The 20,312-nt window shown below is 50.2% G+C and carries 15 protein-coding genes and 1 tRNA gene; 13 read left to right on the top strand and 3 right to left on the bottom strand.

Annotated elements, in window-relative coordinates; translation table 11 throughout:
- Positions 1–9: 9 nt before the first annotated feature.
- Positions 10–1,668: an arginine--tRNA ligase gene (gene argS, locus F463_RS0111400; RefSeq protein WP_018987223.1), complete on the bottom strand. Its 1,659-nt coding sequence runs from the start codon at positions 1,666–1,668 to the stop codon at positions 10–12.
- A gap of 59 nt (positions 1,669–1,727) precedes the next feature.
- Between argS and F463_RS0111405 the strand changes: the two genes are divergently transcribed.
- The 12 genes from F463_RS0111405 to F463_RS0111460 all read left to right on the top strand — a co-directional run bounded on the left by F463_RS0111405 (position 1,728) and on the right by F463_RS0111460 (position 17,745).
- A complete protein-coding gene (locus F463_RS0111405) occupies positions 1,728–4,001 on the top strand; it encodes a primosomal protein N' (protein ID WP_018987224.1) in 2,274 nt (757 codons plus the stop codon).
- A gap of 134 nt (positions 4,002–4,135) precedes the next feature.
- Complete coding sequence (locus F463_RS0111410) at positions 4,136–5,851, top strand: ShlB/FhaC/HecB family hemolysin secretion/activation protein (RefSeq protein WP_018987225.1); 1,716 nt, start codon at positions 4,136–4,138, stop codon at positions 5,849–5,851.
- A 244-nt stretch (positions 5,852–6,095) separates the two neighbouring features.
- The gene (locus F463_RS0111415; RefSeq protein ID WP_018987226.1) at positions 6,096–9,701 is read left to right on the top strand and encodes a two-partner secretion domain-containing protein; all 3,606 of its coding nucleotides are present in this window, start codon (positions 6,096–6,098) and stop codon (positions 9,699–9,701) included.
- Positions 9,702–9,806: 105 nt separating this feature from the next.
- Positions 9,807–9,880: transfer RNA gene (locus F463_RS0111420), tRNA-Gly, on the top strand.
- Between the two features lie 10 nt (positions 9,881–9,890).
- Complete coding sequence (gene thiD, locus F463_RS0111425; RefSeq protein ID WP_018987227.1) at positions 9,891–10,748, top strand: bifunctional hydroxymethylpyrimidine kinase/phosphomethylpyrimidine kinase; 858 nt, start codon at positions 9,891–9,893, stop codon at positions 10,746–10,748.
- Positions 10,732–11,358, top strand: a complete 627-nt coding sequence (thiE, locus tag F463_RS0111430) for a thiamine phosphate synthase (RefSeq protein ID WP_018987228.1) — start codon at positions 10,732–10,734, stop codon at positions 11,356–11,358. Before thiD ends, thiE begins: the two co-directional genes overlap by 17 nt.
- A gap of 71 nt (positions 11,359–11,429) precedes the next feature.
- Entirely contained in the window at positions 11,430–12,800 is a 1,371-nt protein-coding gene (gene mpl / locus F463_RS0111435; RefSeq protein WP_026295539.1) for a UDP-N-acetylmuramate:L-alanyl-gamma-D-glutamyl-meso-diaminopimelate ligase, read from the top strand.
- 15 nt (positions 12,801–12,815) lie between these two features.
- Complete coding sequence (locus tag F463_RS0111440) at positions 12,816–13,772, top strand: TonB family protein (protein ID WP_018987230.1); 957 nt, start codon at positions 12,816–12,818, stop codon at positions 13,770–13,772.
- A 31-nt stretch (positions 13,773–13,803) separates the two neighbouring features.
- Complete coding sequence (locus F463_RS0111445; protein ID WP_026295540.1) at positions 13,804–14,118, top strand: (2Fe-2S) ferredoxin domain-containing protein; 315 nt, start codon at positions 13,804–13,806, stop codon at positions 14,116–14,118.
- 7 nt (positions 14,119–14,125) lie between these two features.
- A complete protein-coding gene (locus tag F463_RS0111450; protein WP_018987232.1) occupies positions 14,126–15,391 on the top strand; it encodes a biosynthetic peptidoglycan transglycosylase in 1,266 nt (421 codons plus the stop codon).
- A 56-nt stretch (positions 15,392–15,447) separates the two neighbouring features.
- On the top strand, positions 15,448–16,539 hold the full coding sequence (locus F463_RS0111455) for a pseudouridine synthase (RefSeq protein ID WP_018987233.1): 1,092 nt from the start codon (positions 15,448–15,450) through the stop codon (positions 16,537–16,539).
- Positions 16,540–17,355: 816 nt separating this feature from the next.
- Positions 17,356–17,745 carry a YidB family protein gene (locus tag F463_RS0111460; RefSeq protein WP_018987234.1) on the top strand — a complete coding sequence of 130 codons (390 nt, stop codon included), beginning with the start codon at positions 17,356–17,358 and terminating at the stop codon, positions 17,743–17,745.
- Between the two features lie 43 nt (positions 17,746–17,788).
- On the opposite strand, the gene pyrE is transcribed toward F463_RS0111460, so the two are convergent.
- Positions 17,789–18,436 carry an orotate phosphoribosyltransferase gene (gene pyrE, locus F463_RS0111465; protein WP_018987235.1) on the bottom strand — a complete coding sequence of 216 codons (648 nt, stop codon included), beginning with the start codon at positions 18,434–18,436 and terminating at the stop codon, positions 17,789–17,791.
- Between the two features lie 27 nt (positions 18,437–18,463).
- On the opposite strand from pyrE, the gene F463_RS0111470 reads away from it, so the two are divergent.
- Positions 18,464–19,237 carry an exodeoxyribonuclease III gene (locus tag F463_RS0111470; RefSeq protein ID WP_018987236.1) on the top strand — a complete coding sequence of 258 codons (774 nt, stop codon included), beginning with the start codon at positions 18,464–18,466 and terminating at the stop codon, positions 19,235–19,237.
- A gap of 61 nt (positions 19,238–19,298) precedes the next feature.
- On the opposite strand, the gene hemB is transcribed toward F463_RS0111470, so the two are convergent.
- A complete protein-coding gene (gene hemB / locus F463_RS0111475; RefSeq protein WP_018987237.1) occupies positions 19,299–20,294 on the bottom strand; it encodes a porphobilinogen synthase in 996 nt (331 codons plus the stop codon).
- Positions 20,295–20,312 lie beyond the last annotated feature (18 nt).

The following is a 20,312-nucleotide window of genomic DNA, read 5'->3' on the forward strand; positions in this document are numbered from 1 at the left end:
TTAAAAGGCTTACATTTTTTCTGGGGCGCTGACGCCCAGTAAAGCCAGGCCATTGCGCAGCACAGTACGGGTTGCCGTGATCAGCGCCAAGCGTGCCAATTTGATTTGTGATTCATCAACCAAAAATTTGGTGTCATTGTAATAACTATGCAAGGCACTGGCTAGCTCCTTGAGATAGTTGGCAATCATATGCGGTGCGAGAGCCTGGCAGGCGGTAGAGACGACTTCCGGGTACTGGCTCAAAGTTTGCATCAATGAAGTTTCTGCGGCACTTTGCAACGGCGACAATTCAGCTTCAGCCAGGCTTGTGCTGTCACCTCCCCATTGATTGAGTACGCTGCAAATACGTGCGTGAGCATACTGGATGTAGTAGACCGGGTTATCGTTGGTTTGTGCACGTGCCAGGTCAATATCAAACACCAGTTGCGAGTCCGGGCTGCGGGCTGCCAGGAAGTAACGCGTGGCATCACAGCCTACTTCTTCGATCAAGTCGCGCAGCGTGACATAGCTACCGGCACGTTTCGAGAGTTTGACCTCTTCGCCGCCGCGCATCACGGTGACCATCTGGTGCAGTACATATTCCGGCCAACCTTTTGGAATGCCGACATCCAGTGCTTGCAAGCCAGCACGTACACGCGTAATCGTGCTGTGGTGGTCTGCCCCCTGCTCGTTAATCACACGTTTGAAACCACGGTTCCATTTTTCACGGTGGTAAGCCACATCCGGGACAAAATAAGTGTAACCGCCCTCTTTCTTGCGCATGACGCGGTCTTTGTCATCCGCAAAGTCCGTGGTGCGTAACCACAATGCATCATCCTGCTCATAAGTATGGCCACTGGCGATCAGTGCCTGCACCGTGTTTTCAACTTTACCTTCACTATACAGTGCGCTTTCCAGTGAAAATACATCAAACTTGATCTGGAAAGCCTGCAAATCCAGGTCTTGTTCATGTCGTAAATAGGCCACGGCAAACTTGCGGATAGATTCAGCATCATTGATATCGCCGCTGGCGGTCACGGCCATATCATCTGCAGTGACAGTCTCCTTCGCCAGGTAAGCTTTAGCGATATCGACAATATATTCGCCACGGTAGCCATCTTCAGGGAAAGCCGCATCATCAGGTGAAATGCCTTGGGCGCGGGCCAGCACTGATTTAGTCAAGTTATCAATCTGCGCACCGGCATCGTTGTAATAAAACTCGCGCGTGACATCCCAGCCATTGGCATCCAGCAAGCGGCACAGGCAATCACCGACAGCGGCGCCACGGCCGTGGCCGACGTGCAACGGCCCAGTCGGGTTGGCGGAAACAAATTCCACCTGCACTTTTTCCTGCTGGCCGGAGGTATTACGACCAAAGGCTTCACCAGCCGCAAAAATACTTTTGACAATGCCTTGTTTGCTCTCAGAAGAGAGAAAGAAATTAATAAAGCCAGCGCCGGCAATTTCTACCTTGCTGATCACATTATTCGCGGGCAGGCCATCAATAATGCTTTGCGCAATGGCACGCGGATTCTGCTTTAACGGTTTGGCCAGCTGCATGGCAATATTGGTCGCAAAGTCACCGTGGTCGGCAGATTTTGGCCGTTCAAGGATGATATTCAGGCTGGAGGTGTCTTCTATCAGCGGTTTGACCGCCTGCAGAATCAATTCTGTGATCGTTTGTTTCAAGGTTAAAATGGCAATGATTAGTCAAACCGCCATTTTAACCCAATAAAGCATTTTCACCCATGTGTCCTGATGTTTCACTCCCTGCAGCCGATCCCACAGCCAGCATTGTGCGCGTGGTGTTGGACGTGCCGCTGGACCGTTGGTTTGATTATGTGAACCCAGGCTTGCCAGTCCGGGAAGGCAACCGCGTCGTCGTACCTTTTGCCGGGAGGCAATTGGTAGGGATTGTCATGGCGCTGGCGACTGAGAGCGATGTACCAGAACACAAACTAAAAGCGGTGTTGCAGGTATTTGACGATGTGCCGTTTGATACAGCGACCTTGAAATTACTGCGATTCTGCGCTGATTATTATCACTATCCTTTTGGCCAGACCGTATTGGCCAGCCTGCCGCTACGGTTACGTCAGATTAAGCCCGCCGTCTCGCGCAAAATGTGGGTGTATCAATTGGCACAACCAATTCCTGTAGATTTTGTTGGCAAAAGACAGCAGGTCTTGAGCCGGCTGATTGCCCTGTTACAGCAGCATGGTGAATGTAATGAAGCAATGCTCGCAAAGACTTCTGCTAGCTGGCGCAAAGCGATGCAGGGCTTGCTTGATGGGGGCTATGTCAGCCGGCGCGAAGTCATTGCTACCCGCCCATCGATGCCCGCCTCTGATCTGGCGCCGACACTTAATGACGAACAGGCGCATGCGGTGAATGCGATTTTAGACAACTTGCATGGTTTCCAGCCCTGGCTGTTGTTTGGCGTCACTGGCTCGGGCAAAACCGAAGTATATATCCGCTTGTTAGAAAAGGTCCTCACCGAGCCGCAGGCACAAGCGTTGATCATGGTGCCCGAGATCAACCTCACGCCACAGTTGGAAAGCCGTTTTCGTAGCCGACTAAGCCAGTTTGCGCTGGTGACATTACATAGTCACTTAAGTGAGAGTGAGCGCTTGCAAAATTGGCAAGCCGCACAGTCTGGAACGGCACGGATAGTGATAGGCACGCGACTGAGTATCTTTACACCCATGCCGCACCTCAAGCTGATGATTCTGGATGAAGAGCATGATACTTCTTACAAGCAGCAGGATGGTATGCGTTACCACGCGCGCGATGTGGCGCTGGTACGTGCCAAGCAAGCCAATATCCCGGTAGTGTTGGGCAGTGCCACCCCATCGCTGGAGAGTTGGTACAACGCTATTGGGGACCGTGGACAGTCTGGACGTGCAGCCAGAAAACCCAGCTATCGGTTGCTTACCTTAAGCAGGCGCGCCGCCGCACAGGCACAATTACCACGCATTTTTTGTATTGATACCACGCACAGCCCCCCAGAGGCCGGTTTAACACCGCAGCTAAAGCACGCCATAGAACTGCGGTTGCAACGTGGAGAACAAAGCCTGCTGTTTATTAACCGGCGCGGTTATGCGCCAGTGTTGCATTGTTCAGCTTGCCAGTGGCTGGCCGATTGCAGGCGTTGTTCTGCCAAAGCGGTCTTGCATTTGCGACAACGTGTGTTGCGTTGTCACCATTGTGGCGATGAGCAGCCAATCCCGGTGCAATGCCCTAGCTGCGGCAACCCTGATTTACGCCCTGTCGGCCAGGCAACGCAGCGCATTGAAGAAACTTTACAACAACTGTTCCCGCAGGCGCGTGTGGCGCGGGTAGATAGGGACACCATACAAGCCAAAGACGCATTAACGGAGCTGCTCTCCGCCGTGCATGCGGGTAAAGTGGATATCCTGATCGGGACGCAAATGCTGGCTAAGGGCCATGATTTTGCCAATTTAACTTTGGTGGGTGTGCTGGATACCGACAGCGCGCTTTATAGTCCGGATTACCGTGCCAGTGAGCGGCTGTTTGCGCAGTTGATGCAAGTAGCTGGCCGCGCAGGACGCGGAGACAAACCGGGCGAAGTATTGATACAAACGGCTTTCCCGCAGCATGCCTTATTCGCGGCTTTGCGTGAACAAAACTATGCTGCATTTGCGGATGATTTATTGCAAGAACGCATAGCCATGCAATTCCCGCCGGCGACTTACATTGCGGTGATGAAGGCGGAAGCAACTGATTACAGCTTGGTGGAACGGTTCTTAACCGATTTTAGCCAGGCCGCCCGGCAGTATGTGACCGAGCATGCTGTCACTCTGGTCGATCAGCCCCTGATTTATGATCCGGTACGTCCCGGCATCGCCAGGCTTAATCGTATGGAGCGAGGATATGTGATGTTGCAGTCTGCGCATCGGGGAGCCTTGCAGCAGCTACTTCAGGTAGCTGTGGAGTGGTCAAATGCACATCCGCTACAGGCAAAAATCAGATGGATCATCGATGTGGATGCGCTTGAGTACTAGCAAAAGTCACATTTATACTAATACAAACAAATTTTTTGTAAAAAAACGTTAGTATTTGCTTGTTTTTTAACGTAATTTTCGGTCTTGTTATACTATTTAATAGATTATAGATTTAAAAGTTTTGGGGAGTTATCTTGAATAGAAAATTAAAGCGCATCGGCCTGCTCAACTTGTTGGCGCTGGGCTACACCTCTCAGGTATTGGCGGGCGGGGTTTCTTTGCCAGATATTCAGAATATCCAGCAGAATTTGCCTAGACCGACTTTGCCGCAGCCAAACCCAATTATCCAAGTCCCTGAAGAAACACCTGCACCGGAGAGAAAGCAGAAGAAATCCAGCCTCAAAATTGTGGTGAAAGCATTCAAATTTTCAGGCAACAAGCAATTTTCAGATGAAGTGTTGGCTGCACAGATTGCATACCTCACCGGTCATGAAATCGGCATGCGTGAACTGAATGAGGCGGTGGGTACCATCCGTAATTATTACCGCCAACGAGGTTATTTGCTGACACAAGTCTACCTGCCAACGCAAGACTTGCAGAAAACGACTGAGACAGAGGCAATCGTTGAGCTTTCCATTCTGGAAGGTACTTTGGGTGAGGTGAAAGCTGAAGTGGGCCAAGGTCTGGACCAAGCTTATTTCCAATCCCTGTCGGAATATGGCTTGAACAAGGGTGATGTGGTTAATGAACGCAATCTTGTACGTAACCTGATGGTCATGAACGGCTTGCCAGGCATACAGGTGACTTCGCAGCTTAACCCGGGTGAGGCTGTGGGTAGTTCTGATATCGCGGTAGCTGTCGAACCGAGAACGAAATACAGTGGTTTTGTCAGTGCCAATAATTATGGTAACCGTTTTACAAATCGTGAAACCTTAGGTTTTGGCCTGGCGGTCAATAATCTCAATGGCCGTGGCGATCAGCTGGCTGTGGTGGGCAAAACATCTCGTGACGAGGGTCAGCGATCTCTTAGTAGCTTGTATTTTACGCCTGTTGGCAGTGCAGGCACGATTATGAACCTTGCTTACAGCTATGTCGATTACAAGCTCGGTGGGGACTTCAAGCAGTTTGATGCCTCTGGCGACGCGCATTACTTTTACGGATCTTTAGAGCATCCATTGTTACGCGAAACTAAAAAAGGAATTGCGTTTAAAGTGGGCACTAACTATAAAATCCTGGATGACGATGTCGATGCATTCGGTTTGAACAATCGTCGTGACATTAGCAACTTGGAAATAGGCCTGGTGGGTGACTGGATCAACGAGATTGGTAGTGTCGCTTATCAATGGAGTTTCTTGGTCACTCAGGGTAATGTGAATTTCAAAGACTCTGTTGCAAAAACCAGTGACAGATCACAGCTTGATACACAAGGCAGTTTTATCAAGTGGAACTGGACCTCCAGTCGTACACAGATATTTGAAAATGGCGTGAACTGGATTGTGCGTGCTGATTATCAGGGGGCGGGAGATAATCTGGATATTGCAGAGCGTTTCGGGATCGGTGCGATCAACCGCTGGCGCCAGTTCTCTGAAATTCCAAGCCAGGCTGACCAGGGCTGGATGGTGGGGACAGATGTGCGTAGAACGTTTGTGACTACTGGTGCCGATGTCACGCCTTATATTCAATCTGTGACGCCATTTGCCTTTTATGATGTAGGCCGCGGCAAGCTGAATCACGACCCCGTTGGTAGCAGCGCATATGTCAGGTCTAACATGGTTGGCGTAGGTACAGACATCCAGTTCCCTGGACAATGGATTTTAACCACCACCTACACTCAGCAAAAACGGGATCTTGACGGTGCGGAAAGTAATACCGAGTACCAACTCTGGGCCCAATTAAGAAAAAATTTCTAGTTTTAAATCTGTAGCAAGCAATGATCTGGGTAGAAGCCTGGACATATAAAAAAGTAGTCTGCGTGGGTGAGGCTTAATCCAATTGGAGTTGGATTAAGCCTAGGTGGTATTAGTCATAGTGGGCTACATACAAAAATAATTTCCTGAAGCAAAATCACATACATATTCAGGAATAGAGAGAAGTGATGGTAACCCACTGGTCTTGGACGATCAGTGGCGTTTATTAATCTAAAGGAGAAGTGTCATGAAAGCAGCATCCTTAAACCATGTTTATCGTCTGGTCTGGAGCAAGCTCCAGGAGGCTTGGGTACCCGTTGCAGAAACGACCACTGCACATGGTAAATCGAGTGTTAACGGCCAAGTGAGTGAAATAAAAAATCCAGTGGCAAGTGGTATTTTGGATGCTTCTCTTACATCCTCGACCAAATGGCGCTTTGTTGTTGCAAGTGCATTTGCGGCTGCAATCATGCCATTCTCTTCAATGGCCGACAACAATGTCGTTGCGGGAGTGGTTGCAGGTGATCTGACAGTTAAAGACATCAGCGATACTCACACGCAATATATCCATACAGCCAACGTCAATATTGTGGATTTCTACAAGTTTGGCGTCATGAAAGGTCATCAGCTAGATGTGGTCATGCCTGATGCCGCCAGAGCCCTTTACCGCGTGATTGGTAACAGTCAGTCAGAAATTATGGGGACTCTGAATTCCAACGGTAGCCTGTTCCTGATTAACCAGAACGGTATCCTGTTTGGCCAAGGTTCTGAAGTGAACGTTGGTAATATTGTGGCTTCATCTTTGAATATTTCTAATGAAGCATTTTTGCAAGGAAATTATCAATTCACAGCAGGCAACTTGGTTGGCAATATCGAAAACCGTGGTGTGATTAAAACTCAAAATGAAGGCTATATTGTCCTATTGGGTAACACGGTTGATAACAGTGGCACACTTGTTGCCAGCAATGGCAGTGTGGTGCTTGGTTCTGCACAAACAGCAACCCTGGACTTTTTTGGTAACGGTTTGGTAAAAGCCAAATTGTCTGGCGATGCACTCGAAGCGACCATTAAAAACAGCGGCAATATTTATGCAGATGGTGGCGTTGTACAAATGGCGACCAACGCACGTGCGGCTGCCATTAACATTTCCGGCATTGTTGAAGCTAATCAGCTGGTTGAACGTGACGGCATGATCCGTCTCGAAGGTGGCGATAACGCTAAGGTGCAAGTCACTGGCCAGCTGATTGCAAAAGGTGAGAACACGACAGGCGGTACGATTGAGGTGACTGGTGAACAAGTTGCTCTTCTGGATGGCGCAGTGCTGGATGCTTCCGGCGACACAGGCGGCGGTAAGGTGCTGGTGGGTGGTGATTACCAAGGTAAAAACGACGCTGTCTATAACTCCAGAACTACCTATATTGCTCAGGGCGCTACCATCAAGGCTGATGCCTTACAACAAGGTGATGGCGGTAAAGTGATCGTTTGGGCAGATGATCTGACCCGTTACTACGGCAGCATTTCTGCACAAGGGGGCGTCGCTGGCGGAAATGGTGGTTTTGTTGAAGTTTCAGGTAAAGAGTATTTGGACTTCTACGGAAAGGTTAATCTAACAGCTGCAAATGGTTTAGGGGGGACTCTCCTCCTTGATCCAACAAATATTATTTTAGGCAATACGTCGTCTATGATCCCAAGTGATGTTGCTGGGCCTGATGTGGCATTTGCTGATAATACAGGCGGCGCAACCACTCGGATAAATGTTAATGACGTACAAGGGTTTAATGAACTGTTCTTACAGGCAGAAAATGACATCACTGTCGAGAGTGCGATTTCAATGACTAAAGCGTTTGGCAGCATCCGATTTGTTGCCAAAAATGATATTAATGTCAATGCCAATATCAAATCTGGATTCTTTGGCTATGTTGATTTGCAAGCAGATTCAGATAATTCAGGCGCGGGCAATATCAATATCAAAGCAAATACAAATATTACCGGCGGTTCAGGCGGGGTTGCCCTCTCAGCTGTGAATATCACTCAGACTTCAGGTAGCATCAATACCAACCAATTGTATGGGGGTGCAGTGAAAATAGATGCCAAGGGTGATGTCAATCTTGGAGCAACTAATATTAATACTAACGGTAAGGCGCTTGGCCCGATTGCTGGCGTGACTGGTGGTGATGTTGAGATCAATGCAAAAAGCTTAACTATGACGGGCAGTATTAATACCGTTGGTAGTGCCTCAAATCTTACTAGCGAAAGCGGTGGTCGAGGCGGTAATGTGACGATTACCACGAAGGATGGCGACATGGTTGTCGGTAACATTACAACAGGGGCAGGCGATGCTGGCTTGACTTCGACTAGCGACCAGGTATCAGGCAGCGTGAATTTGACTAGTGCTAAAGGTAGCATCAACACCGGTAATGTGAACACGAATGGCGGTTTTAATAGTTTTGGTGGCAAAGTTGCAATGAATGCTGCGGGCGAAATTAAAACTGGAGACATCAACACCAGTGCGGGTACAGTCAGAAGCAATACGGATGGGAAGACTGCAGGGGATATAAACATTAAAGCTGGTGGTAGCTTAACTGTCGGTACGTTGACTGCAAAAGGCGCTGATGGTCGTGGTGCTAACCAGTTTGGTGGTGATGCTGGTGCTGTTACCTTACTGGCAGAAACCGGTGATGTTACGGTTGGCGCAGTCGACAACAGAGGAGGGGCTAAAACCGGTAATAGGACTGAAGGAAGTGCAGCGGTTGTATTTATTCGAGCTGGTAATGATGTGATTCAAAAAGGTAATATCGTGACGTCCAGCAAATCTCATGATGCAGTTACATTAGTTGCGGGCCGTGGATACAAAAATACTGGTAATTTTGGTATCACGACTGGTACTGGTGGTCGCTGGCTCATCTACTCAGCCTCTCCTGATTTTGGTACTCGTGGAGCAGCCATTTTCAATGGTTACAACTTCAAACAGTATGGTGTGACTTATGACGGTGTAAAAAATGGTACTGAGCAAATAAACCTGGCTGCAACTGGTAATGGTTTGATTTATTCAGAGAAGGTTGAAATCACACCAAGACTGACTGGCGATGCAACCAAAGTTTATGACACTACAACAGTTGCCGATATTTCTGGTTTAGGTTTGGTGACTGAAGGTCGCGATGGAGATATCATCACCTACACTAAGATTGTCAGCGCGTCATATGATGACAAGAATGTGGGTGTAGATAAGCTGGTTACTACTAATCCGTTATCTATTGTCAGTGTTTCAAATACAGGCAGAGCTGTGTATGGGTATACGCTCAAAACCGAGCAAGCAACTGGTAATGTTGGTGTAATTACGCCTGCTAATATTTTTGCTGTGACGGGTATTACGGCTAATGACAAGCTATTTGATGGCAATGTACTTGCCACGTTAAATACAGGTGCTGCAACATTTAATGGTCGTTTAGGCACGGATCAGCTGACGGTTGCGACAGCAAATGGCCAGTTCCTGGATAGCGCTGTTGGTAATGATAAACCGGTATTTATTTCTGATATCACTTTAGGAGGTGCTGATGCTGGTAATTACCAATTACTGAGTAATACCGGAGAAACAACAGCAAGTATTTTGCCATTGCCGACTACGCCAACAACAGGATTAGCATCGCCGCGTGATGATGCCGGCTTGGGTGGCTTGATTCCAAACAACCCCGTATTGAATACGATGTTAATCGTTTCTCTGAACCCTGCTGCTGGTGATGAGGAAGATCTGGATGCGGTGGCTTGCCCAACGCCTGAAGATCGGTTGGGTGCGACACCAATCTTGAGTTCTGGCGTGAAGTTGCCAGATGGCGTGAACTCAAATTGTATTTAATTTCCTGAACGAAACAAAAGCCGGACAGTTGTCCGGCTTTTGTTTTTTTAACGAATAATGTTTTGTATTCGCCAGCACACCAAGTAAAATAATGGTGATTCGTTTGCGGCTGTAGTTCAATGGTAGAACGCCAGCTTCCCAAGCTTGATACGCGGGTTCGATTCCCGTCAGCCGCTCCAAAGGATTTTCATGGCCAATACTCCTCCAACCGTTCTTACATTTGCAGCAACAGACCCTAGTACAGGTGCAGGTGTTCAAGCAGATATCATGGCCCTCTCCAGTATTGGGTGTTATCCGCTTTCAGTGATCACCGGCATCACCGTGCAAGATACCGTAGGTGTGGAAAGCGTAATGCCGCTGGATGCCGACTGGATCAATGAACAGGCCAGGACAATCCTGGAAGATGTTTCAGTCAGCGCATTCAAACTGGGATTGCTCGGCAGTGTAGAAAATGTGGCTGTAATTGCAGAAATCGTGGCTGATTACCCTGATGTGCCTTTGATCATAGATCCGATATTGGCTTCAGGGCGCGGAGACGAGCTCTCTAACGAAGAAATGCAGGCAGCCATGTGTGAGTTGCTGTTTCCGCAGGCCACACTCATCACACCCAACAGCTTGGAAGCGCGCCGTCTGGCTTATTATGATGAAAGCGATGAAGTGAAGCACAGTTCGCTTGAAGAATGCGCTTTGCGTTTGCTAGGCATGGGCTCAGAGTATGTGATGATTACCGGTACCCATGAGCGCTCAAATGACGTGGTGAATAGTCTCTATGGTTTGCAAAATGGTACGCCAGGACTGATCAAGGATTATCACTGGGAACGTTTGCCAGGCAGTTATCATGGCTCTGGCTGTACGCTGACCAGTGCGATTACCGCTTGCCTGGCACATGGATTGACTATGGAAGAAGCCGTGCACGAGGCGCAAGAGTTCACCTGGCAAACCTTGCGTCACGCCTTCCGCCCTGGTATGGGTCAATTTATTCCAGACCGGTTCTTCTGGGCACGCGAATCAGACGTGCAGGAAAAAGCCAGTGAGCTTCAGCATTAACGGTTTATACCTGGTCACGCCCGATTGTGACGACACTGAACTGCTTTGCGCAAAAATAACCCAAGCCTTACAAGGCGGTGTATCTCTGGTGCAATATCGGCATAAAACTGCCAATGACGCCTTACGACTGAAGCAGGCAGCAGCCCTCCTTGCGATTTGCCGCTCTGCCAATGTCCCATTGCTGATCAATGATCATGTCGCGCTGGCAGCCGAAATCGATGCAGATGGTGTGCATGTCGGCCAGCATGATAGTGCCATTGCGGACGCGCGTGCCCTGCTTGGTGAACAAAAAATGATTGGCGCCTCATGCTATAACCGCTTCGAACTGGCCGAGCAAGCGCAAGCTGCCGGTGCAGATTATGTCGCTTTTGGTGCCTGTTACCCGTCCCCCACCAAACCGAATGCACCGAGAGCAACGCCTGACTTGTTTACACTTGCCATGCAGTCACTCTCTGTGCCAGTGGTGGGCATTGGCGGCATCACTCTGGAAAACGCGCGTCCATTAATCACCGCAGGTGCCCATGCGCTGGCCGTAATTACCGATATTTTCCAGGCCGGTGATGTCGCTGCACGTTGCCGCCAGTATCAATCTTTATTTGCCCAAAATTGAGCCGTCATTCCTGCCGCTCTACCAGGCGTTGTTTGGTAAAATGCCTGCGTTAATCTGATTTGGTAAAGTTTATGCATATTCACATCCTAGGTATTTGTGGCACTTTTATGGGCGGCATCGCCGTCCTGGCCAAAGCGGCTGGACATCGTGTCACCGGCTGTGATGCTAACGTTTACCCGCCCATGAGTACTCAGCTAGAGGCACAGGGCATAGAGCTCATTGAAGGTTTTGATCCTTCGCAGACCAGTCTGAATCCTGATATCTACGTCATAGGCAATGTGGTGACACGTGGCAATCCGCTCATGGAAGAAATCCTCAACCAGGGTTTGCCTTATATTTCTGGTCCGCAATGGCTGGCCGAGAATGTGCTGAAAGGCAAATGGGTGCTGGCTGTGGCAGGTACGCACGGCAAGACGACGACTGCCTCCATGTTGGCGTGGGTACTCGAATATGCAGGCCTGGCACCAGGATTCCTGATTGGGGGCGTCCCGGAAAACTTTGGTGTTTCTGCCCGTTTACCGCAAACGCCCAGGCAGGATCCCAAATCAGTTTCACCATTTTTTGTGATCGAAGCAGACGAATACGATACGGCTTTCTTCGACAAGCGTTCCAAGTTTGTGCATTACCGCCCACGCACGGCCGTACTCAATAACCTCGAATTCGACCACGCCGATATTTTTGAAGACCTGGCAGCGATTGAAAAACAGTTCCACCACCTGGTGCGCACTGTGCCTCAACAAGGGCTTGTGGTTGCCAACCAGCAGGATAGCCTGGATCGCGTGATTGCGCGTGGGTGCTGGAGTGGCTTGGAACGCATAGATACTGCCAGTGGCTGGCAGGTGCAAAATGTGGATGCACAAGGCCGATTTGATGTGTATTTTAATGGCGAACGCCAGGGTAACGTGAGCTGGGAATTGCTCGGTGAGCATAACCGCAGCAATGCACTGGCCGTGATTGCCGCCGCACGTCATGTCGGTGTTGCGCCATGTATTGCTATCGAGGCGTTAAGTGAGTTCAAAAACGTCAAACGCCGCATGGAAATCAAGGGTGTTGCCAAAGAGGTGACGGTGTATGACGATTTCGCTCATCACCCGACAGCGATTGCCACGACTGTGGCTGGTTTGCGTGCCAAAGTCGGCACGGCTAGAATCCTGGCCGTGCTCGAGCCGCGGTCTAACACCATGAAACTGGGTGTGATGAAAGACGCCCTGCCCGACAGTCTCAAAGATGCCGATGCTGTATTTTGTTATGCAAACAACTTGGGCTGGGATGCCGCCGCTGCTTTGGCGCCCATCCAGCATAAGGCAAAAACATTTGATGACTTGGGACAGCTGGTGGCGGCCGTCACTGCCATGGCGACACCGGGTGATCATGTGCTGGTGATGAGTAATGGCGGTTTTGGCGGAGTACACCAGAAACTGTTGCTGGCCTTGCAGGAATAAGCAGGCAGGCCAGCGATGGGTTTCCGCGATGGATTCCGTAAACGTTCACCCCTGGTATGGGCGCTGTGGTTTTCGCTGCTAACACATGCGGTGTTGCTGACGCTACATTTTCAACCTGAGCTAAAAGCATTAAAAGACCAGATTCCGTCATTGGAAGTGTTGCTTGTCAACAGCAAAACCCGCAGTGCCCCTGAAAAAGCAGATGCCTTGGCACAAGCCAATCTTGACCGAGGCGGCAATACCGATGAAAAACGGCAGATGAAAAGTCCGCTGCCCAGCGTGCAACAGATGCAGGCCTCCATACCGCATGCTGCGCAAGCCACCCTGCCCTCCACAACCACTGCTGCCAGCCCCCATGAAGCCGAGCTGATGCTTGAAAAACAGCGCGTGGCTCAGCTCGAACAGGAGGCGCAAGCACTGCTCACACAATTAAAAGCTAGTCAGTCGGTCACCAGTTTACAAACGCCGCCGTTGTCACAGCCTCATCCGGCGAGCAAGCAGCAACCGCCTTCGCAGCATGTACCGGTAACACCTCAGTCGCAAACCGCCGCCACGCAAGAGATGGCTAAATTGGAAGCATTGATTGCCAAGCAGCAGGAAGAATATGAAATGCGGCCCAAACGCCAGTTTATTGGTGCGCGAACGCGGGAATACCGTTTTGCCAATTATGTCGAACAGTGGCGGCAAAAAATCGAGCGCGTGGGTAACTTGAATTACCCGCAGACTGCCCGCATACAAAAATTGTATGGCAAATTGCAAATGACTGTTTCGGTGAAGGCCGATGGTAGTATAGAGAGTATCCGTATCCACCAGAGCTCCGGGCATAGATTGCTGGATGAATCCGCACGGCGCATTGTCCAGTTGGCTGCCCCCTTCCCAACATTCCCGGAAGATATCCGCCAGGATACCGATGTGCTGAGCATTACCCGTACCTGGACCTTTACACGTGAAGACCAGCTCTCTACTGAATAAATCAGGGGGCAGTTATAAAAAGGTAAACAATATGACGCAGAGTCACTTTCAATATCATGTATTTTTTTGTCTTAACCAACGCGAACCAGGTGAGGATTGTTGCATGAACAAAGGCGCCGAAGCCGCCTTTGACTATATGAAAAAAAAGGTCAAGCAGCAGGGCCTGGCCGGTGCTGGCAAAGTCCGAGTGAATCGCGCCGGATGCCTGGACCGGTGTGAAGTGGGGCCAGTGATGGTGGTGTACCCCGATGCAGTCTGGTATACCTTTGTCGATCTTGAAGATATAGATGAGATCGTCGAGAGCCATTTGCAGCACGGCAAAGTCGTGGAGCGGTTACTGGTTTAGGCAAGTCATGGCGGGAGTCTGGCTTAAAAGAATTGCACTTACGCTACTAGCTGGCATATTGGTAGCGCTGCTGGCATTGGCTGGCTGGGTCTGGCAACCGTATGACACAGAAGCATGGCGTGTCAGGTTGCCTGTGGCTGGCGGTGTGGAAGTGCGGGTGGTGCCACTGCTGATGATGGCGACTTCTGCACCTGGGCGCTGGGTGCTCGACAGGCAAGCGTTCAGTTTAAATCATGGCGATATTCAGTTGCATGACGAAGACGGCTTGCGTGTGCGCTGCCGGCATTGCTGGATAGAGGCCAAATCGGTAAGTGACCAGCCCATCGTGATCCCTATGCTGGAGCTGTGGCTACAAATGGACCAGCAGCATATCCATGGTTACCTTTCGGTAGGCGACACCCGGCCACTGTTTAAAGTAGATTTTAACGGCAAGGTCAGCATGCGCAGTTTGAAACTGACCTGGCAGTTGCCGAGTACACCATTACAGGCATTGCTCAAACCGCTGCAGCCACATTCTGCTGTTATAAGCGAAGCCATCGTTTCCGGCACGTTGACGGCGTCGGGAACGCTGCGCTGGCCAAAGAAAGAGTGGAGTGCACAACCGCAACTGAATGCCATGGCTGTCTCCGGCCTGAATATCAGGGCCGCCACCACGCTACCCATACAGTATGATTGCCCATTACTGGATGAGCATAAATATCCCGAAAAGATGCAATGGGTGCCTTACGAAAATCTGGGTCGCTGGTTGCCGGTGGCTGCCATCATCGCCGAAGATGCCGAATTCAAGCATCACCCCGGTTATGTCATGGCACAAATGCAGCATTTGCTAGGCAAAGAAAGTACAGATAAACAGGTAGGAGGCAGTACCATCACCCAGCAACTGGCGAAATACATGTTCACCAACGGCGAGCGCACCTGGAAGCGCAAAGTCGAAGAACTGCTTTATGCCGTGCAACTGGAGTCAGCGCTGACGAAAACCGATATCCTGGAGCTTTACCTGAATACGGTGGACTTAGGCCCCAGCCTTTGCGGTGCCCACGCGGCCTCCCGCTACTATTTCGATCTGACCCCGGATAAATTGAATCCGATACAAGCGGCATGGCTGGCTGGCATTATCAGTAACCCGCACCGCGCCTGGAAAAAACAATATATCCAGCAGCAGCCGGATTTAACCCGGGCTGAAAGCATTCTGCATTTTATGCCGCGCAGCGCACGTAAAGCGCCGGGAAGTTTGAATTTTAGGCCGGTAAAGCAACCGGATAATTTACAATAGCAGTTTATGCACCGGGATATTCGTCACCCGAGCAACCTTAAGTCGAGACCGCTATTTTGAGTACCATCAAACTGAATAAACCATCTGCAGGCGATGAGCAGCCGAAACGCAGCAAACCCGTGCGTCGTGGCCCTGCAACCCTGCGTGACCGTACCCAGCCACCGCCGAAAGTAGCGCCAAAACGGGCAGAGGCAGAAGCGCCTGTTGCCAAACAAAAAAAACATACAGAAAAACCTGCACGCCAGGAGCGCAGCAGGCGTGACAATAAAGCGGGCGATAAGCCACACGCGCGCAAGGAATCATACAAAGAGTCGCGGCACAGATCTGAGTATCCCGATAAATGGTCAGAACAGCGTACAGATAACCGCGAACGTCGCCCAACCGCTCCTTCAAGACTGGTGCATACACCAGACCCAGATGCCCAGCCGCGATTATCCAAAGTCATGGCCGACCGTGGGCTATGTTCACGTCGTGAAGCCGATGACTGGATCGTCAATGGCTGGGTCAAGGTCAACGGTGAAATTGTGGAAACCCTGGGCACACGCATAGACCCAGATGCCGAAATCATCATCAGTGCCTATGCCAAAGAGCACCAGGCAGAAACCGTCACTATTCTATTGCACAAGCCCGTCGGTTATGTGAGTGGTCAGGCAGAGGATGGCTATGAGCCAGCGGTGGTGTTATGCAATCCCGACAATCAGTGGTCAGAAGATGCGAGTGGAATTAGTTTCAAGCGCGGGCATTTACGCGGCTTGGCCCCAGCTGGGCGCCTGGATATTGACTCCACCGGATTGCTGGTGCTCACTCAGGATGGCCGCGTCGCACGCAAGCTGATTGGTGATGACTCCAACGTAGAAAAAGAATATCTGGTGCGTGTAGAAGGCCAGCTCAGTGCCAATGGTTTGGCATTGCTCAATCATGGCCTCAGTCTGGATGGCGTTCAGCTAAGACCAGCTAAAGTCTCCTGGCAAAACGAGGACCAGCTACGCTTTGTGTTGCGTGAAGGACGTAAACGGCAGATCCGCCGGATGTGTGAATTAGTCGGATTGCATGTCGTTGGGTTGAAGCGGATTCGGATTGGCAGTATCAACCTGGGTAAATTACCGCCGGGGCAATGGCGGTATTTGGGGGCACATGAGCGGTTCTGAGAGGCGGATTTCTGGGTTAAATGGGGAACGCCTATGTTTGGTGATAGCAGTAAAGCGGATCGGTTGCCGCTGAATATCCGTCATTCCGGCGTAGGCCGGAATCCAGGCAAGGTTAACATTAAGTGGTAGGGTGGACATATATGCCCACGCGTTAGTGTTGTTTGTCAGTTTGCTTTTCGCTTTTTCAGCGAGTTACTTTTCTTTGCTTGCACAAAGAATAAGTAACCAAAAGAAATGCACCCTAGCTTCCGCTTGTTTCCTGCGTTGCTCACCAAAATAAGCGCTCGCGAAACTCATCCTAGTTGCCTGCACAAGACGCAGTCCACTGCGGGATTCGGACAGCCGCTCGCTTGATCTTATTTTGCCTGCGCTACTCGGCGCGTCAGATAGGGGCCCGAAACACCATGCGAGCGCTACCGTAGTTCGACTGAATAACAGAAATTGAGTTTTTCAACGTCCCAATCTTCTACGCTGTGAGTTTGGCGAGATAAATCCCATCCCATCACGCTGAGTAGCGGAGACAAAATAAGAGTAGAGTGAGCGACTGTCCGAATCCCGCAGCAGCTCACGGAGTTTGTGAGCTGCCAGGTCGAGTTTCGTGACTGCTTGTTTTGGCGAGCAACGCAGGATAAAAGCGGAAGCTAGGGTGTCTTGTTCTTTGCCTTCTTTCTTATGGACAAGCATAAGAAAGAATGGTCGCCTAAAGGCGAAATAAAAAGACTCAGTACAACTTAGTTAAAACATGCTTACAAAAAAAGTAACTCGCCTAAAGGCGAAAAGAATTTCTAAAGAACCAATTAATTAGGAGCTCTCATAATGGGATTATTCGATAGCGTCGCCGGTGCGATGATGAACAAGGTCATGGGTGACAAAGGCCCTCTGGCAAAACTGGCCATGGAGCTGTTTCAGCAATATGGTGGTTTACCGGGTATTTTACAAACCCTGAAAAATGGCGGTTTATCTGAACAGGTCGATTCCTGGGTGGGTAAAGGCGCCAATATTGGCGTCAATGCAGAGCAAATCGGTTCCGCGCTAGGCAGTTCTGTCCTGGCCGGGATGGCGGCCAAACTGAATATGACTACTGAGGAACTAGGTGGCAAAATTGCCGAGTATTTGCCCGATGTGGTGAATCAGCTAACGCCAAACGGTGTGGTAGAAAATAACCCGGCATTGATCATGTCCCGCTTAATGGGCATGCTCAAATAAATAAAGCGAGCATTTGCTCGCTTTTATTGCTTGGCTTAACGCCCTATCGCACGCAATATTGTCCGCGATAGGCTTCAATGGCCGGGAAGTATTGCGCCAGTTTTTCGTTGCCTTGCAAATAGGCAAACAGGTCAGCCAGCTTGGCAATGCTGACTACCGGCATCTGGTTGGTTTGTTCCACTTCTTGTACTGCTGATAACTCCCCCAAGCCTTTTTCCTGGCGGTCCAAGGCGATGCTGACTGCGCAAGGCGTGGCTCCGGCGTGACGGATCAGGTCTACCGATTCACGGATAGAGGTTCCGGCAGAAATCACGTCATCAATAATCAGTACGCGGCCTTTGAGTGCTGCGCCTACGAGCGTGCCACCTTCGCCGTGGTCTTTAGCTTCTTTGCGGTTATAGGCATAAGGGTAGTTTTTCCCCATGCGCGCAAAAGCGATGCTGATGGCAGTCACCAGCGGAATGCCTTTATAAGCTGGGCCAAACAGCATGTCGAATTGCAAGCCAGACTGTAGAATGCTGTTGGCGTAGAATTCACCCAGTTTGAGCATGCTTTCGCCATCATCAAACAGGCCAGCATTAAAAAAATACGGGCTCAAGCGGCCGGCTTTGGTTTTAAATTCACCAAAGCGTAATACCTGTTTCTGGATGGAAAAAGCAATAAAATCGGCACTGAGTGTGTTGGCAGTCATTTTAAAAAAGCAGAAAGAATTTGAACAATGCGTATTATAACCTTGAACCTCAATGGCATACGGTCAGCCTGCAACAAAGGCTTTTTGCCATGGCTGGCGAATAGTGGCGGCGATATTGTCTGTTTGCAGGAGCTTAAAGCCCAAGTAGGTGATATGCAGCCTGAGATGTTGCAGCCGCCTGGTTACCACGGCTATTTTCATTATGCCGAGAAAAAAGGGTACAGCGGTGTGGGTATTTACAGTAAGCAGCCTGCAGACAAGGTGATTATTGGTCTGGGCCATGCCGAAATCGACGCTGAGGGGCGCTATCTGGAATGTCAGTACGGCAATCTAAGCGTCGTGTCTTTATATTTGCCGAGCGGCTCTAGCGGCGAAGAGCGTCAGCAATTCAAGTTTGCGGTCATGGCGAAATTTCTGCCGCATCTGGAACAGCTGATTGCCTGTGGTCGTGAGGTCGTGATTTGCGGCGACTGGAATATCGCGCATCAGGAGATTGACCTTAAAAACTTTAAAGGCAACCGCAAGAACTCGGGTTTTTTGCCCGAAGAGCGTGCCTGGATGACGGATGTGCTTGGTCGGGTAGGCTGGGTGGATACCTATCGTGGCTTATACCCGGACACCACAGATGACTGTTACACCTGGTGGAGTAATCGAGGGCAGGCATGGGCCAAGAATGTGGGATGGCGGATTGATTATCAGCTGGCAACGCCAGCATTAGGTGCAAAAGTAATCGCTGCCAGTGTGTATAAGGCGGAGCGTTTTAGTGACCATGCGCCGTTGATTGTGGATTATGCGGATTGATTGATCGAGCATCACCTCGAGCGAGAAAATACTGTTTCACGATGAAAAGATGGTTAAAGGATTAACCCTTTAACCATCTCGCGATATCCATCGCATAATAAGTCAACACTCCATCCGCCCCGGCGCGCTTAAACCCTAACATCGCCTCCAGCACACAGGCTTTTTCATCCAGCCAGCCATTCTGCGCCGCTGCTTTGAGCATGGCGTATTCACCGCTGACATGATACGCATAGGTGGGCACGCCGAACTCGTCTTTGACGCGACGCACAATATCCAGATACGGCATCCCAGGCTTCACCATCACCATATCTGCGCCTTCTTCCAGATCCAGCGCGACTTCTTTGAGCGCTTCATCTGAATTGGCAGGATCCATCTGGTAATTGTATTTATTGCCTTTGCCAAGGTTACCAGCTGAGCCAACTGCATCGCGGAAAGGGCCATAAAACGCGGAGGCATATTTGGCAGAGTAAGCGAGGATGCGGGTGTAGATGTAACCATTTTCTTCCAGCGCGTCGCGGATCGCACCAATGCGGCCATCCATCATGTCAGATGGGGCGACCACATCTGCGCCTGCTTGTGCGTGGCATAAGGCCTGCTTGACCAGCACTTCAACAGTTTCGTCATTGAGCACATAGCCGGTATCGTCGATCAGGCCATCTTGGCCGTGCGTGGTGTAAGGATCAAGCGCGACATCGGTGATCACTCCCAGTGCCGGGAAGGCTTTTTTCAACGCGCGTACGGTACGTGGCACTAGGCCTTCTGCGTTGTAAGCTTCTTTGGCATCCAGGCTCTTGAATTCCTGTGGGACCACCGGGAACAGCGCTAAGGCAGGAATACCCAGTTTCACGCATTCTTCAGCCGTTTTCAGCAAAATATCCAGGCTTTGACGCTGTACACCAGGCATGGATTTTACGTCTTCTACCTTACCTTCACCTTCGAGCACAAACACCGGGTAAATCAGATCATTAGTTGTCAGTACATTCTCACGCACCAAGCGGCGTGAAAATTCGTCTTTACGCATACGGCGTGGGCGGATGGCTAAAAACTGGTTACTCATAACATCCTCAACTTTGTT

The organism is Methylophilus methylotrophus DSM 46235 = ATCC 53528 (assembly GCF_000378225.1).
Lineage (GTDB): Bacteria > Pseudomonadota > Gammaproteobacteria > Burkholderiales > Methylophilaceae > Methylophilus > Methylophilus methylotrophus.